The sequence below is a fragment of the Streptomyces sp. NBC_00400 genome, assembly GCF_036048035.1.
Classification (GTDB): Bacteria; Actinomycetota; Actinomycetes; order Streptomycetales; family Streptomycetaceae; genus Streptomyces.
In genome coordinates this window covers 1604089-1618613 of sequence record NZ_CP107940.1, presented here as the reverse complement: position 1 = coordinate 1618613, position 14525 = coordinate 1604089, and the positions used below count along the sequence as shown (strand labels likewise).

General features: G+C 71.9%; 12 protein-coding genes. 5 read left to right on the top strand and 7 right to left on the bottom strand.

Annotated elements, in window-relative coordinates:
• Positions 1-133 precede the first annotated feature (133 nt).
• A complete protein-coding gene (locus OHS81_RS07145; protein WP_328383497.1) occupies positions 134-3355 on the bottom strand; it encodes an alpha-mannosidase in 3222 nt (1073 codons plus the stop codon).
• Positions 3356-3744: 389 nt separating this feature from the next.
• Between OHS81_RS07145 and OHS81_RS07140 the strand changes: the two genes are divergently transcribed.
• The gene (locus OHS81_RS07140; protein ID WP_328390957.1) at positions 3745-4122 is read left to right on the top strand and encodes an ATP-binding protein; all 378 of its coding nucleotides are present in this window, start codon (positions 3745-3747) and stop codon (positions 4120-4122) included.
• Between the two features lie 40 nt (positions 4123-4162).
• On the opposite strand, the gene OHS81_RS07135 is transcribed toward OHS81_RS07140, so the two are convergent.
• The 5 genes from OHS81_RS07135 to OHS81_RS07115 all read right to left on the bottom strand — a co-directional run bounded on the left by OHS81_RS07135 (position 4163) and on the right by OHS81_RS07115 (position 9642).
• On the bottom strand, positions 4163-5248 hold the full coding sequence (locus OHS81_RS07135) for a DUF2637 domain-containing protein (RefSeq protein ID WP_328383495.1): 1086 nt from the start codon (positions 5246-5248) through the stop codon (positions 4163-4165).
• Between the two features lie 566 nt (positions 5249-5814).
• On the bottom strand, positions 5815-6663 hold the full coding sequence (locus OHS81_RS07130) for a helix-turn-helix domain-containing protein (protein WP_328383494.1): 849 nt from the start codon (positions 6661-6663) through the stop codon (positions 5815-5817).
• Positions 6664-6867: 204 nt separating this feature from the next.
• Positions 6868-7887: a phage baseplate protein gene (locus OHS81_RS07125; protein WP_328383492.1), complete on the bottom strand. Its 1020-nt coding sequence runs from the start codon at positions 7885-7887 to the stop codon at positions 6868-6870.
• Between the two features lie 93 nt (positions 7888-7980).
• Positions 7981-8382, bottom strand: coding sequence for an SH3 domain-containing protein (locus tag OHS81_RS07120; RefSeq protein WP_328383490.1), 402 nt, complete (start codon positions 8380-8382; stop codon positions 7981-7983).
• Positions 8383-8550: 168 nt separating this feature from the next.
• A complete protein-coding gene (locus tag OHS81_RS07115; protein ID WP_328383489.1) occupies positions 8551-9642 on the bottom strand; it encodes a helix-turn-helix transcriptional regulator in 1092 nt (363 codons plus the stop codon).
• A gap of 121 nt (positions 9643-9763) precedes the next feature.
• On the opposite strand from OHS81_RS07115, the gene OHS81_RS07110 reads away from it, so the two are divergent.
• Both OHS81_RS07110 and OHS81_RS07105 read left to right on the top strand, forming a co-directional pair.
• A complete protein-coding gene (locus tag OHS81_RS07110; protein ID WP_328383487.1) occupies positions 9764-10162 on the top strand; it encodes a VOC family protein in 399 nt (132 codons plus the stop codon).
• 180 nt (positions 10163-10342) lie between these two features.
• On the top strand, positions 10343-11485 hold the full coding sequence (locus tag OHS81_RS07105; protein WP_328390955.1) for an FUSC family protein: 1143 nt from the start codon (positions 10343-10345) through the stop codon (positions 11483-11485).
• Positions 11486-11604: 119 nt separating this feature from the next.
• Here the strand turns inward: OHS81_RS07105 and OHS81_RS07100 are convergent, their stop codons facing one another.
• Entirely contained in the window at positions 11605-12045 is a 441-nt protein-coding gene (locus OHS81_RS07100; protein ID WP_328383485.1) for a hypothetical protein, read from the bottom strand.
• A gap of 298 nt (positions 12046-12343) precedes the next feature.
• Here OHS81_RS07100 and OHS81_RS07095 point away from each other — a divergent pair, with 298 nt between their 5' ends.
• Complete coding sequence (locus tag OHS81_RS07095) at positions 12344-13678, top strand: sensor histidine kinase (RefSeq protein ID WP_328383483.1); 1335 nt, start codon at positions 12344-12346, stop codon at positions 13676-13678.
• Positions 13678-14337 carry a response regulator transcription factor gene (locus OHS81_RS07090; RefSeq protein ID WP_328383481.1) on the top strand — a complete coding sequence of 220 codons (660 nt, stop codon included), beginning with the start codon at positions 13678-13680 and terminating at the stop codon, positions 14335-14337. The genes OHS81_RS07095 and OHS81_RS07090 overlap by 1 nt, the downstream gene beginning before the upstream one ends.
• Positions 14338-14525: the final 188 nt, after the last annotated feature.

The following is a 14525-nucleotide window of genomic DNA, read 5'->3' as shown; positions in this document are numbered from 1 at the left end:
GAATAGAGGTACCGGCACCCCGGCTGCCCCGGGCGGGTGCCGCGGCGGTGCAGGCCTCTGGCGGGTGCCGCGGCGGTGCAGGCCTCTGGCGGGTGCCGTGGCGGTGCAGGCCTCTGGCGGGTGCCGCGGCGGTTCAGGCCCCTGGCGGGTGCTGTGGCCGGAGCCGGAGCGTCAGGATCTGGAACGGACGCAGCTCCACCGTCACCTCCGAGGTCGGCCCTTCCTCCTCCTCGTGCAGCGGCCGCTCCAGCAGGTCCGTGACGGTGACCCGTTCGACCGGGAAGCCGGGGGAGAGCGTGCCGCAGGCGCGTCCGCCGCGCGACTCGTACAGCCGCACCACCACATCGCCGCTGCGGTCCTCGGCGAGCTTGACCGACTCGATGGTGAGGGCCGGGTGGTCGATGCGGACCAGCGGGGGGACGGGCGGCGCGACGGGCGGCGTGACGGCGGTCCGCAGCGGCAGGTTGAGCGCCAGCCCCTCGGCGACCGCCTCGCCGGTCCCGGCGCCCGGCAGCAGCGCATAGGTGAAACGGTGGGTGCCCTGGTCGGTCTCGGGGTCGGGGCTGTGCGGTGCGCGCAGCAGGGTGAGCCGGACGGTCGTGCCCAGGCCCTCCTGGTGCGGGGTGCGGGTGACGTCGTGGCCGTACGTCGAGTCGTTGAGCAGCGCGATGCCGTAGCCCGGCTCGGCGACCCGCAGCCAGCGGTGCGCGCAGATCTCGAAACGGGCCGCGTCCCAGCTGGTGTTGGCGTGTGTGGGGCGGTGTACGTGCCCGAACTGCACCTCGGAGGTGGACCGTTCGGCGTGCACATCCAGGGGGAAGGCGGCCTTGAGGACCTTCTCCGACTCGTGCCAGTCGATGTCGGTGCGGATGTCGAGGCGGCGTGAGCCCGCCCGCAGGATCAGCTCCTGGACGATCAGGGACGCGCCGAACGCCCTGGTCACCCGTACCGTCGCGGACAGTGGCCCGGCCGCGGTCAGCTCGACCGACTCGGCGTCGGCCAGATCGGTGTGCCGGTGGCGGTAGTGCCGGTCGAGGTCCCAGGCGTCGTACTTGTTGGGGTGGTCGGGGTGCAGTTGCAGCAGATTGCCGCGGGCGCCCGGCGCCAGCACTTCCCGCCCGGCGTGCAGATCGCGTACGGACGCCAGCAGGCCGTCGGCGTCGACGGCCACCCGCAGCAGCCCGTTGTCGAGCGTGACGGTGCCGCCGGCGTCGCTGTCCGCCTGTACCGGCGCGGGCGGCGGGGTGGCGGAGTCCTCGCCGCCCGGGCGGACGGCCGCCGAGCCGAGCGCGGGGACATGCACCGCAACCTCGGTGGGCCCGCCCGTCCCCGGACCGCTCCCCGGCCCCGCCGCCGGCAGGGTGACGATCTCGTCCCGGTCGTAGGGCGAGGCATTGAACACCACCGGCACCCCGGCCGCCGCCGTCTCCGCTGCCTCCAGCGCTCCGGGCGCCCCGGCTGCCCCGAGCGCCCCCAGCGCCGTCCCGGTGATCCCGGTCAGTTCGGCCGCGACCGCCGCATAGGTGTCACGGGCCTCGCGATGCACCCAGGCGATGGACGACCCCGGGAGGATGTCGTGGAACTGGTGCAGCAGCACCGTCTTCCAGAGGCGGTCGAGGGCGTCGTACGGATAGGCGTAGCCACCGCCACCCGCCCGCACCGCCGCCGTCGCCGCCCACAACTCCGCCTCGCGCAGCAGGTGTTCGCTGCGGCGGTTGCCCTGTTTGGTCTTCGCCTGCGAGGTGTACGTGCCGCGGTGGAACTGGAGGTACAGCTCGCCCGACCAGACCGGTGCCGCCGCCCCGTACTCCGCGTGGGCGGACTCGAAGAACCGGGCCGGCGCCTCGATCCCGACGCGGGGGGAGCCCTCCAGGGAGCGCAGCCGGCGGGCCCGCTCCAGCATCTCGCGGGTCGGGCCGCCCCCGCCGTCACCCCAGCCGAAGGGCACCAGCGAGCGGGTGGCGCGGCCCTTGTCCGCGAAGTTGCGCTCGGCGTGGGCGAGTTCATCTGCCGCCAGCCGGGAGTTGTAGGTGTCCACCGGCGGGAAGTGGGTGAAGACCCGGGTACCGTCGATGCCCTCCCACCAGAAGGTGTGGTGCGGCATTTTGTCGCTCTGGTTCCACGACAGCTTCTGGGTCAGGAACCACTTCGCCCCCGCCAGCCGCGCCAGCTGCGGGAATGCGGCGCTGTAGCCGAACGAATCGGGCAGCCAGACCTCCTCGGTCTCCACCCCCAGCTCCTCCAGGAAGAAGCGCTTGCCGCACGCCAGCTGCCGGGCCAGCGCCTCACCGCCGGGCATATTGGCGTCGGACTCCACCCACATCGAGCCGACCGGAGCCCAATTGCCCTTCCGCACTGCCTTCTTGATGCGCGCCCAGATGTGCGGCTGGTGCTCCTTGACCCAGGCGTACTGCTGCGCCTGGGAGCAGGCGAACACCAACTCCGGGTAGTCCTCGGCCAGATGGGTGACATTGGCGAAGGTACGGGACGCCTTGCGGACCGTCTCACGCAGCGGCCACAGCCAGGCGGAGTCGATATGCGCATGCCCGGCGGCCGAGACGCGATGGGCGCTCGCGGCGGCCGGGCGGCCGAGGACGTCCGCCAGTGCGTCCCGTCCCGCCCTCGCGGTGCCGCCGACATCGTGCAGATCGAGCGCGTCCAGCATGTCCTCCAGCGCCCGCAGGATCTCGTGCCGGCGCGACCCCTCGGCGGGCAGCTCGTGCATCAGCTCCGACAGCACCTCGATGTCCAGGATCAACTGCCAGACGCTCTCGTCGAGCACCGCGAGATCCGCCGAGGCGAAGCGGTACAGCGGACGGCTGGGCGCGGTGCGTACATCGCCGAGGTCGGTGGGGCGGAAATCCCGCAGCACGGCCGGATTCGCGGCGGCCTCCAGCAGCAGCCGCACCTGCTCACCGCCGCCGGCCGGCGCGCCGACGGGGACATGCCGGCTGCGCGGATGGATGCCCTTGACCGGTACGCCCTCGGCGTCGTAGACAAGCCCCTCCGCCTGGAAGCCGGGCCCGTCGCCGCTGAAGCCGGGGTCGATAACGGCCTCCACCCGTCGCCCCGCCCACTCCTCGGGCACCTCACCCGTCAGCCGGAACCAGCTCGTGGACCACGGCGGCCCCCAGGGTTCGCCGACCGCGAAGGGCTCGTACGGGGCTTGCAGCGCGTCGCGCACCGGCACCGTTCCCCGAGCGCTCGCATCCTCCCCCGGGCCGTCGACGACGCTGCGCGGCACATGCCAGACCTCGAGCCGCAGCGGTACCCGCGCCGCGTACTGCGCGGGCCGGATGAACTGCCCCAGCGCCCTCTCCAGACGCCCCTCCACCAGCAGTCGGTCGTCGTGCACAGCGGCTCCTCACGGTCGTACTCCCCGACGCCGCCGGGGCGCGGGCGGGGCCCCCGGCGGGGACCTCGGCGGTTGCCGTAGCCGGGGGAGTGCTCCGGTCGTCCGGGTCCCGGCCGGGGGTCCACGGCAGGCTCGGGTCAGGCATACCCACTGGGCGGCGCCCGGCCCATCCGGCGCGCGGGGCGTGCCCCGGCGACCCGGCGGGCCGAAGCATGGCGGCAGATCCGATGGGCATGCTGACCGTGAGGCTGTTCGAGGCAGAGCGCCGATGTTCGTTGGGGGCGGGGGAGAAAATGCGTCAGCCTGTGCGACGCGAAGAGCGGGACAGACAGCAGAAAACGGCTGAGGGGAGCCGGAACGGGGGAATCGCCGCACGAGCGCCGGGAGTACTGGAGCGGAAGGTGCGGCATGCGGATCTGAAAGCGGTCGGCGAGGTGCGCCGGGAGCTGCGCCAACTGCTCAGCCGCTGGTCGGCGCCGGGGGGCGGCGAGCTCACGGAGGTCGCGACACTGCTCACCAGCGAGCTGGTCACCAACGCCCTGGTCCATGCGGAGGGCGGCGCCGTCGTCACGGCCAGGGTCAGCGACCGGCTGCGGGTGGAGGTGCGGGACTTTGTTCCCGGCCGTCCCGAGCCGCGCACCCCGACCACCGACGGCACCTCCGGCAGGGGCCTGATGCTGGTGCGCTCCTTAGCCGACGCCTGGGGAATACGTGTCGAAAGCCTCGGCAAGAGCGTGTGGTTCGAGCTGGGCGGCGGACCGGCCTGACCCATGGGCGCGGGTGCCGGCCCGCACGGCCCGCCGCCGGTCAGCCGAATTGCCGCTCGATCTCGGCCAGCTTTTCCTCCAGGGAGTCCAGACGGGGAATGGTCTGGGTGTCGTCCTCGGCGGTGAGATCCACGGTCCGCCGGGGCCCGTCCGCGATCGCGGCGCCCTCGGCCTCAGCCCCGGACACGGCCTTGAGGGCCGGACGGGCGGGCACCGGCAGCTCTCCGGTGAGCGGCGGCGCGGCGTCGCCGGCTATGGCGGGGTCGGGACCGGCCACCTCCGCGGTGGCCGTCGCCGCCTGCGTCACCGCCAGCTGCCGACCGCCGCCACGGCCCCAGCTGCGGTGCTGCCGGTTGATGGCCTTGAGTCGCGCCCGGTCGAGTTTGCCCTGCTCGCGCCTGCGGAGACGCTGCTGCTCCTTCTCGCGCCGGTCCTCGCGGACCTCCTCGACCGCCTCGTCCAGCGTCCGTACGCCCTCCAGCAGCATCAGCGACCAGGCCCCGAAGGTCTCACGGGGAGCGCGCAGCCAGCGGACGATCCGGATCTGCGGCAGCGGACGGGGCACCAGGCCCTGCTCGCGCAGCGCCGCCCGGCGGGTCTGCTTGAGCGCCCGGTCGAAGAGGACCGCCGCCGACAGCGACATCCCGGCGAAGAACTGCGGAGCGCCCGCGTGGTCCAGGCCGCGCGGCGCATGCACCCAGTTGAACCACGCCGCCGCGCCCGCGAACGTCCACACCAGCATCCGCGAACCGAGCGCCGCGTCACCGTGGCTGGCCTCCCGCACGGCGAGCACGGAGCAGAACATCGCCGCGCCGTCGAGCCCGAACGGCACCAGGTACTCCCAGCCCCCGGAGAGGTTGAGGTTCTGTACGCCGAAGCCGACCAAACCGTGGAAGGACAGTGCTGCGGCGACCGCCGCACAGCAGAACAGCAGCAGATACGAGGCCGAGGCGAAGACCGTCTCCTTGCGGCGCCGGCGCTCCTCGCTGCGTTCCCAGGAGTCCTCTCCGGCGGACCGGGCGGCCGCTCGCCTGCCCCGCACCACCAGCGCCGCGACCACCGGCACCCCGACGAGCAGCAAGACCCCGGGAACCAGCCAGTCCAGCGGTATGTCGGTCATTCTCATTCTGGGATCCCTTTGGCTCGAAGACGCGATTTCCGCGACATCCTGGCGGAAAGCGCTGCCGTAACCGAGGCATTCGGAACAAGAGGACGCCTAGGGGGCGAGGAAGGCGCCTGGGTGTCGAACTTCCTTTCCCCGAGGGGTAATTGAGTTCGAGTGAGATCACCCTGGCGGGTGGCGTGCCGACGAACTGGTGAGCCCCCCAGAGGGTGGGCGGTGGCGATGCCAGGCCGGCCGCGCGGACGGCTGAGGGCTGCGAGGCCGCTTCCCTGCCTGACCCCTCCCTCCTCGAACAGGTGGAGGACGGGGAGGCCTGGCGTGTGTAGGTCTCCTCCGTGAAATTGCCTTCCTCGTCCCAGCTCTGGCGGATGACACATTTCCCTTGGTCATTGAATACCGAACGTCCGAACAGCCGCCCCTTCGGGTACCACTTACGCCGCCGCAGCAGTCGGCCATGGAATTCCGCCGTCGGGAAAGCCTCCCGGCACAGGCGCTGAACAGGCCGAAAGCGACTCGTCGCGGCGGACGGCCCCAGCGGTGCATCGCCCCTTCACCCGGCACCGCTCACCTCAACGCATCACCCGGTCAAGGAACTCGGGTCCGGGAAAGTCATCACCCTCAGGGGAACGGGCCGGGCTCGTCAGCTCGATGGCGCCGGTGCAGGCCACGCGGTCCGCCACCTTTGCGCAGGCCACCGCCTGCCGCAGGTCCGAGGTGGCCAGCATGGGGCTGACGGCAAGTCCTTCACGGCCGTGGGTGTGGGAGGTGAGGCGGGCGTCACGGCCGACCCAGATCGACACCTTCTGTGCGCCGCCGGAGCGCGGCTGTACCTCCGACCAGACGGTTCCGCACGAGGGGCTGAACCGGAGGCGCACGGTGTAGGTGGTGTCCACGATGGTGCTCTCCGCGCGCGCATCGCGATGGCAGCCGGGCCGCCACGGATAGCGCCCCTGGCATCGGTGGCCGTGGCACGCGGGGGAGGCATCGCCGTCCGTGCGTGCGGCCCGTGCGGGAATCTCCACGATCGCGGCCGCCGCACCCATGGTCGCCACCAGCGCCGTCAGCGCCACCAGCGCCCCGACGGTCCGCAGCACCCCGGCGCTGCGCAGGAACTGCCGGGCCCACCCGGTGCGTTCCGCCGTGAGGCCGGTGCCTTCCGCCGGGAGGGGAGCCGTGGGCGCCACGGGCGGCGGGGCCACGGGTGCCGTCCGGGCGCGGTACGCGGCGTCGTACACGGCGAGCAACTGTTCCCGATCCGCGCCTGCCACCTGGGCGAGTGCTTCGACCGCGCTGCGCGGCGGCAGCTTCTCGCCGTTGAGATAGCGGTGCCAGGCGGACTTGCTGTACGGGGTCTTCCTGGCCAGCCCGTCCAGACTCAGCCCGGTCCGTTCCTTGAGGACGCGCAACTCTTTCGCCAAGCGTTGCGCGTCAGTATCGAGCGTGTCGGGCAGCGGCCGCCAGCGGGACACCTTGTGCGCCTCCCCTCACCACCTGCCTCCGGGCCGGGAGGTTCGCCTCAGCGGTCCCGGCCGGGGATCCGGGGGGTCTGTTTCCTCCCGGATGGCGGAATGTGTACCCACCCGTGGCGGCCGATGCACCCCGCACACACCGAACGGGATATGTCAGCTGAGCGCTTTGTCATACAGGCGGAAGCCGCGGCCGCCCGCCGGGCCTTCGACGAACCCCAGGCACAGCCGCGGTGTGCCCCCGTCCCGCAGCACGGCCAGGCCCTCCGGCTCGCGGGGCGACAGACCCGGAGCCGTCCGTTCCAGCTGCTGCCACACCACACGTCCGGACCGCAGGTCGATGCGGTACAACCGGGTGTTGCCGCCGGAGGACGCCGGATTCCCCGTGCCGTACGCACTGCCCAGGAGCTGGTAGGCGTAGGCGCCGTGGACGGCCATGCCCTGGAAGGGCAGGGCGAGGCCGGCGCCCGGCTGGGCGAAGTCGGTCAGCGGGAGGAACCAGCCGGCCCGGAACCGGTCCAGGTCGTACAGGGCGAACCTCGGTATGCCGTCCCTCTTGTACCGCAGCAGGAGTTGCCGGTGCGTCACATCGAGGGCGGGGGCGTTGCTGGTGGAGCCGATGACGGGGTGGCACGTGCCGAGTCCGCCGGTGCCACGCTCCAGCACCCGCCCGTCCGTGAAACGGAAGCGGCACACCCCCCGCCCGTAGCCGGACGCCGGGTTGGCATCCCACTCCGTCCACAGCGTGACACCGTCCGCGGAGTCCTCCAGTCCGATCGAGCCTCCGTGACCGAAGCCCTTCAGGTACATGTGACCGGCGGCGGAGCCGTCAAGGGTGAGCCGGTTCAGGCACAGATCGCCGTTCCTGACGCGTTGCGCGTGGGAAGGAGCCGTCTCCTCGCCTGCCAGCCGGACCCCGCCCGCCACCACCTGCAGGGCGTAGAGATGACCTTTCCGTTCGTCGACGGCGAAGGACTGCAGCACCGTGGCGTGCCGCAGCCGCCCGGCGAGGAACGGCCGGCCCGCCGCGGACAGGGTGGGCAGCTTCCGGCTCGGAGCCGGCGCCGCCGGTGCCCCCCGGGCCGGCATCACGGCAGCGGCCGCCGCGCTCAGCCCGAGGCGGCACACGGCCCTGCGTCCCGGCCCAGGCCCCTGCATATCTGTCTCTGTGACCATCGCGCGCTCCAAGAACTCGGACCGGCTGCCCGCCCGCCCCCTCGAACGGGCGGGCAGCCGGCGATCATTGCGGTGTCACCGCGGACGGCGGCGTCAGCTGCCGAGGACCCGGCACCACGGGACGGCGCGGAAGGCGTGGACATAGTGGGCGGAGACAAAGCCCCGGTGGTGCGTGAGCCGGTACCAGCGGTGGTTGCCCTGCACCGAGCCGCCGTCGGTCTTGCACGCGAGGGCCCGCACCCGGCCGGCGCGTACGGTGCCGACCACGCGGTAGGCGGTGCCCGGACCCGAACGGACGTTCAGGCGCACGTCGTTCGGGGTCACCACGCGGCCGTACGCATGAGTGGTCCTCATCGTCGCCGTGTCCTGCTGCGCGGAGTGCCGGCCGGATGCGGGGTGCGGACAGGAGTCGGCGAACGCCACCGCGGGGACCATGGCGAGGGCGGCAACCGCGGCGACCACACCGCTGCGCATCATGCGTCGACGTCGATTCATCGGATTCTCCTCGATTGATCTGCAGGTTCACCGGAGCGTGACCCTGCATCGCTCAGCGTTTCCGACGAGCCGGCCGATGATGTGTCCCAGCCGTCCCAGGGAGAAAGTGGAACGTGGCGGCCCGCCTTGCGGCCCCTGGGAAGCCGGCAGTGGTGGTGCTCCGGCCCGTCAGCCGGCCTCAGGACCGGGCGGACGCTCCTGGCCGGCAGCGGCATGAGCGCCGAGGCGGTGGGCCAGCTCCTGCACACGGGTGCGCAGTTCCGCGGGGTGTTCGATGACGAACGGGCGGTCCAGAGCGGCCAGTACGGGGGGAATCCAGTCCAGCCGCTCGGCCCGGATCCGGACGCGGACCCACCGGGTGGGTTCGTCGGACGGTGCCGGGCGGGCCGGGCTCTCGGGGCGGGTCCCGCGCGCGTCGACCGCCGGCTCGGTGTCGTCGGGTGCCGCCGTATCCGGGATCGTGGACAGGGTGGCGATGCCGGCCGGGAGATGGCGGCGGAGGTGCGGGACGCTGTCGTGGATGCGCAGCGACACCTCGTGCCTCCAGGGGGTCTGCGCGAGGCTGTCCAGGACCGTGGCCACCGGGTCGAAGGCCGGCGGGACGACGAACGAGCCGGGCTGCACGGTGGCGGCGGTGATCCGGTCCAGCCGGAAGGTGCGCACCTCCCCCTCCCCGGCGGCCGGGTCCGCGCCGGTCAGGTACCAGCGTCCGGAGTGCGCCACCAGACCGTAGGGCAGGACGGTGCGGTCGCTGCCGCGGCCCTTCCGGTCGGTGTAGGCGATCGCCACCGGGCGCTGATGGAGCGCGGCCTCGGCAAGTCCCAGCAGCACACCCGCATCCGGTGCGGCGGCGGGGCGGGGCCGCGCGGTGAAATCGGCCGTGGCCGGCAGCGCCGCCAGCCGTCGCCCCAGGGCCTTGGGCAGGACGCGCCGCAGTTTCGCCGCGGCACTCTCGCTCGCCGCGGCGGACGTGGTGACCAGCCCGGCCCGCTGTGCGGCCAGGAGGCCGAGCAGAACGGCCAGGGCCTCGTCCTCGGTGAGCATCAGCGGGGGCATCCGGTAGCCCGGGGCGAGCCGGTAACCGCCGTAGCGGCCACGCACCGAGTCGACGGGCACGCCGAGGTCCAGCAGGTGGCCGGCGTAGCGACGGACGGTGCGTTCGTCGACGCCGAGGCGGGCGGCCAGGTCGGGAACGGTGCGGATGCCGCCCCCCTGCAGGATCTCCAGCAGGGCGAGCACCCGAGTGGTCGATGTGGTCACTTCGGCAAGTCTGCTGCATATACCGGGCGGGTTCTGTCCGGTAGGGGTCCTAGCGTTCGAGGCGTTCCTTCACCCCGCGTCACTTCTGACAGGCGCGTCACTTCTGACAGGAAGTCCCCTGATGAACCTCGTTTCGCTCCGTGTGATCACCCATGACGTCGCTCGCCTCGTCGCGTTCTACGAGCAGGTCACCGGCGTTTCGGCGACATGGTCGACCCCCGAGTTCGCCGAGCTCGTGACGGAGTCGGGCACCCTTGCGCTCGCCGGTGAGCGCACGGTGGCGCTGTTCGGCGCCGGCAGCGCCCGGCCGGCCGCCAACCGCACGGTGATCACCGAATTCCGCGTCGCCGACGTCGATGCGGAGTACGAGCGTCTGACGTCCCTCTGCGAGGCGTTCGTCCAGAAGCCGACGACGATGCCGTGGGGCAACCGCTCGCTCCTCTTCCGGGACCCCGACGGGAATCTGATCAACCTCTTCACGCCCGTCACCCCCGAGGCCGTGCAGAGGCAGGGTCGCTGAGGGGCAGCCCGTGGAGTCATCCACCACGCGGCACGGCCGTGGATAGCGCCGCAAGGGGCGGGTACCGGGCAGACCGAAGACGCCCGAATGGGCGGACCCCTGAGGAAGCGGAGGACTGGCGTGGCCGATGGTGTCGTCGAGCGGCGGAAGGAACCGGCCGGACACGGCCGGCTCTCCAGGATGGGGCAGTGGTGGCGGCGGGCCCTGGGCTCGGAGGGGTACGAGCGCCACACGGTGCTGCTCATCGGCAAGAGCACCGTGGCCGCCACCCTCGCCTGGGTCGTCTCCTTCTCCCTCCTGCACGCACAGTCGCCGGCCTTTGCGCCGTTCTCGGCGGTGCTGATCATGCAGGTGACCGTGTACCAGTCACTGCTGCAGTCCTCCCGCTATGCGGCTGCCGTCGCGGTGGGCGTCGCGGTGCAGGCGGCCCTGGGTTCTCTCGGCGGCCCCGAGCTGCTGACCTTTGCGCTGGTGGCGTTGGTGGCGCTCACCATCGGCCGGTGGCCGGCGCTCGGTTCACAAGGCTCCCAGGTGGCCACCGCGGCGTTCTTCGCCTTCTCCACCTATGTCTCCGCCACCTCGGACCTGGAGAAGGTCACCCAGCTCGGGCAGATCATCCTGCTGGTCCTCATCGGCTGCGGGATCGGCATCCTGGTCAACGTCGCCGTGGTGCCACCCCTGCGCTACCGCAGCGCCGAGCACGGTATCCACACCCTGGCCCGTGCGCTGTACGACCTGGTCGGCGATATGCACCCGGCGCTGCGCGCACACGAGGTCGGCAAGGAGCGCACCGCACAGTGGCGGGGCCGGGCCCAGCGAACGGAAGGGCTGGTCACCCAGGCGAGGGCGGGCCTGCACACCGCGCAGGAGAGCCTGCACTACAACCCGCGCCGGCTGCTCCGCCGCCATCGCGGGCGTACCGGCTTCGCGGGCTACGACGCGGTTCTGGCGGCGTTGGAGCGCGTGCTGTACCAAATGGGGTCCCTGACGCGGAGCCTGGACCGGTGGAGCGAGGACGACAGCAGCCCCCGCTACCGGTCCTTCCTGGAGTACTACGCCGACTTCCTGGCCTCCGTCTCGGAGATCACCGAGGTCCTTGCCGGTCTCGACGAGGACAAGCTGAGCGACCAGGCTCCGCAGCTGTGCCGGCTGGCGGACCGGGCCCAGCAGTGCCGCCGGCGCGTGACCGAACAGGCCGAGCGTGACGGCCTGCCGCTCGCCGACCCGGCCCGCCCCTACGGCGTACTGGTCATCGAGGCCACCCGCCTCATGGAGGAGTTCCAGTACACCTGTGACGTGCTCCAGCACCACGTGGACCAGTGACGGCGGTGGCGCCGGACTCCCACCGCCCCGGGGATGCCCTGGTCGTGCCGCAACCGGCAGCACAGCGCGATGGATCCAAGCCGTAGGGGGCCCGGTGTCAGTCAGGGGGAGACCCGGTGTCAGTTCAGCCCCTGGGTGTTCTGTCTGCCGGGTCCGCCGTCCGGCCCCTCGTGACCGCCTCGTGCGGCCCGTTCCGCCAGGAAGCGTTCGCTCTCCCAGGTGAGGGCGTGTTCGATCTGGATGAAGTTCAGCCCCGTCACATCGGCGAGTTCTTCCTCGTCGAGGTCGGGCTGTGCGCGCAGGGCACGGTCGATCTTTCCCGCCCAGAGTTCTTCCTTGACGAACGGCCGCCGGCGGTAGCGCTGCCGGAGCTGGTCGAGATGGCCGGGGCTGCAGGCTGCCAGGAGCCGTTCACCGTCCTGCTCCGAGTCGTAGGGGTGGATCCAGGAGGAGTCGCGGACCCGGCCGGAGACCTGCGAGGTCCGGTGGATGGCAGTGCCGCACAGTTCGCACACCCTCGGATGCGGTGTGGCCGTCGGTTCGCCGCTGTTGTCGTGCATCGCTCTCCTGGCCGTTCTCTTTGTCAGGGCACTCGCTCATGGTGCCGCGGACGCCAGGCCCGGTGGGCCGGGTCAGCGGCCGGGGCCTTGCGATGCTCCTCATGGGTTCCTGAGGTGTTCCTGCGGGAGCGGCCGTCGCTGTTCTGTTGGCCGGCCTGCGGCACCTCCACGGCCGGGCGCCCTCTCCACTTCACGCCGAAACCACCGCGCGCGCGACACGGGAGGGCCGACCAGGGCATCGTGGCCCGGCCAGCGGCACGGCTCCGGGCCTCTTCGGCGCGGCTCTACCATGGCGTGCGTGACAAGCGATCCGGACAGTGCGCAGCGACCACCGAGTGAGCGGGCGCACGGGGTGCAGCAGTGGTGGGTGTCCACCGTTCGTCCCTTACGGGGGGAGCTCCTGGATTTCTCCCCACGGCCGCTGCCGGCTCTCCACCGGGCGCGCAACCGGGTGCTCCGCCAGCTCCCGCTCGTCCTCGCGGGACTGTTCACGCTCTATCTCGTCGTGCCGGGAGCGGACGTGGTCGCCGAGCGGCTGCAGATGCCGTGGCCGGTGCCGGTGCTGCTCGCGTGCCTCCAGGCGGCGTCCGTACCGCTGAGTCTGTCCCGGCCGGTGGCAGCCTGGTGGCTGTCGCTCGTGGCCATGGTGCCGTTCCCGCTGCTGCTGGTGGCGCTGGGGGCCCCGCCGGCCAGGGATACGCCCTGGCCGTGGACGGAGCCGGGGTTTCTGGCGCACCTGGTCGTGACGCTGATCGTCGCCTGGCGGGTCAGCGCCCGGCTGTTCGTCACCCAGTGGCTGCTGACCCTGCTCGTCGGCGGGGTGCTCGCGGTGGTGCTGCGGCCCGAGGGCGCGGGGCAGGGGCTGTACGCGTTCGGGATACTGTCCGGGGTCGGACTGCTGCTGCTGGCCGCCGTGCGCGGACGCAGGGAAGCACAGCGGCAGTTGCGGCGGCAGGAAAAACTCACCGAGATCGAACGGTTCCGCCGGACGCTGCTGGAGGAACGGGCCCGCATCGCACGGGAGCTGCACGATGTCGTGGCGCACCACATGTCCGTCGTCGCGGTACAGGCGGAAGCCGCGCCGTACCTCGTCGCCGATCCGCCGGAGGTGATGCGCGAGAGCTTCGGCAGCATCCGGCGCAATGCGCTGGCCGCCCTGACCGAACTCCGCCACATCCTGGGCATGATGCGGTCCGACGACCCCGGTGCGCGCGGCGAGGACGGCAAATACGTGCCGCAGCCGACCCTGGACAATCTCGGTGAACTGGTCGGCAATGTACGGGCGGCCGGACTGACCGTCGAGACGGACATAGCCGGTACCCCGCGGACCCTGCCCCACCACGTCGAACTCTCGGCGTTCCGGATCACCCAGGAAGCGCTGAGCAATGTGCTGCGCCACGCACCCGGCGCACAGGTCCGGGTGGAGCTGACCTACGGGGATGCGGAGCTCGGGGTGCAGGTGACCAACAGCCCGGTCACCGGCACCGGGCAGCGCCAGAGCGGCAACGGACACGGTGTCCTCGGTATGCGGGAGCGGGCCTCCATGCTCGGCGGCACCCTGCATGTGGGGCGCATGAGGGACGGATGGTTCGAGGTACGGGCCTTGCTGCCCACCGGCCGGAGTGAGGACTGATGACGATACGCGTGCTGATCGCCGACGACCAGGCGATGATCCGGGGGAGCTTCGCGGTCCTGCTCAACGCGCAGCCGGACATCGAGGTCGTGGGGGAGGCGGACAACGGCGCGGAGGCCGTCCGCCAGGTGGCCGAACACGCCCCGGACGTCGTGCTGATGGACATCCGGATGCCGGAGCTCGACGGCCTGGAGGCCACCCGCCGCATCACCGGAAGCGGCAGCCTCACCAAGATCCTCATGCTCACCACCTTCGATCTGGACGAGTATGTGTACGAGGCACTGCGCGCCGGGGCCAGCGGGTTCCTGCTCAAGGACTCCTCGGCCCACGAACTCGCCGCCGCCGTACGCACCATCGCCACCGGCGGCGCCCTGCTCGCCCCGACCGTCACCAAGCGGCTGATCGAGGAGTTCTCCAAGCGGGGCGCACCCCGCGCGCCCCGCCGGGACCGGGTGGCGGATCTGACCGAGCGGGAGACGGAGGTGCTGTGCCTGATCGCCCAGGGCCTGTCCAACGCCGAGCTCGCCGAGCAGCTGGTCATCGCCGAGCAGACGGTGAAGACCCATGTCGGACGCATCCTGGTCAAGCTGCAGCTGCGCGACCGCACACAGGCGGCGGTGTACGCGTACGAAGCGGGGCTGGTGGTCGCCGGGGAGTGACCGCCCCGCCCTCGCGGCGCTGAAGTGCGCCGTCTCCGGCGCCCCGCAAGGTCCCCGGCGCCGGTCGTCCGTCCCGTTCGCACAGCGCCGAGCGGGGCGATAACCCCGGGGTTCCGAAGCGATATCTCGCCAATAATGGGGCGTCCTAGCGTCGTTACCGGCCATTGCACAGATGCTGAAGAACGTCC

Bases quoted from the DNA above. Each gene is read 5' to 3' on its own strand.
- OHS81_RS07135 (WP_328383495.1), bottom strand. From the start codon at position 5,248: ATGAGAATGACCGACATACCGCTGGACTGGCTGGTTCCCGGGGTCTTG.
- OHS81_RS07125 (WP_328383492.1), bottom strand. From the start codon at position 7,887: ATGGTCACAGAGACAGATATGCAGGGGCCTGGGCCGGGACGCAGGGCC.
- OHS81_RS07120 (WP_328383490.1), bottom strand. From the start codon at position 8,382: ATGAATCGACGTCGACGCATGATGCGCAGCGGTGTGGTCGCCGCGGTT.
- OHS81_RS07110 (WP_328383487.1), top strand. From the start codon at position 9,764: ATGAACCTCGTTTCGCTCCGTGTGATCACCCATGACGTCGCTCGCCTC.
- OHS81_RS07105 (WP_328390955.1), top strand. From the start codon at position 10,343: ATGGGGCAGTGGTGGCGGCGGGCCCTGGGCTCGGAGGGGTACGAGCGC.
- OHS81_RS07100 (WP_328383485.1), bottom strand. From the start codon at position 12,045: ATGCACGACAACAGCGGCGAACCGACGGCCACACCGCATCCGAGGGTG.
- OHS81_RS07090 (WP_328383481.1), top strand. From the start codon at position 13,678: ATGACGATACGCGTGCTGATCGCCGACGACCAGGCGATGATCCGGGGG.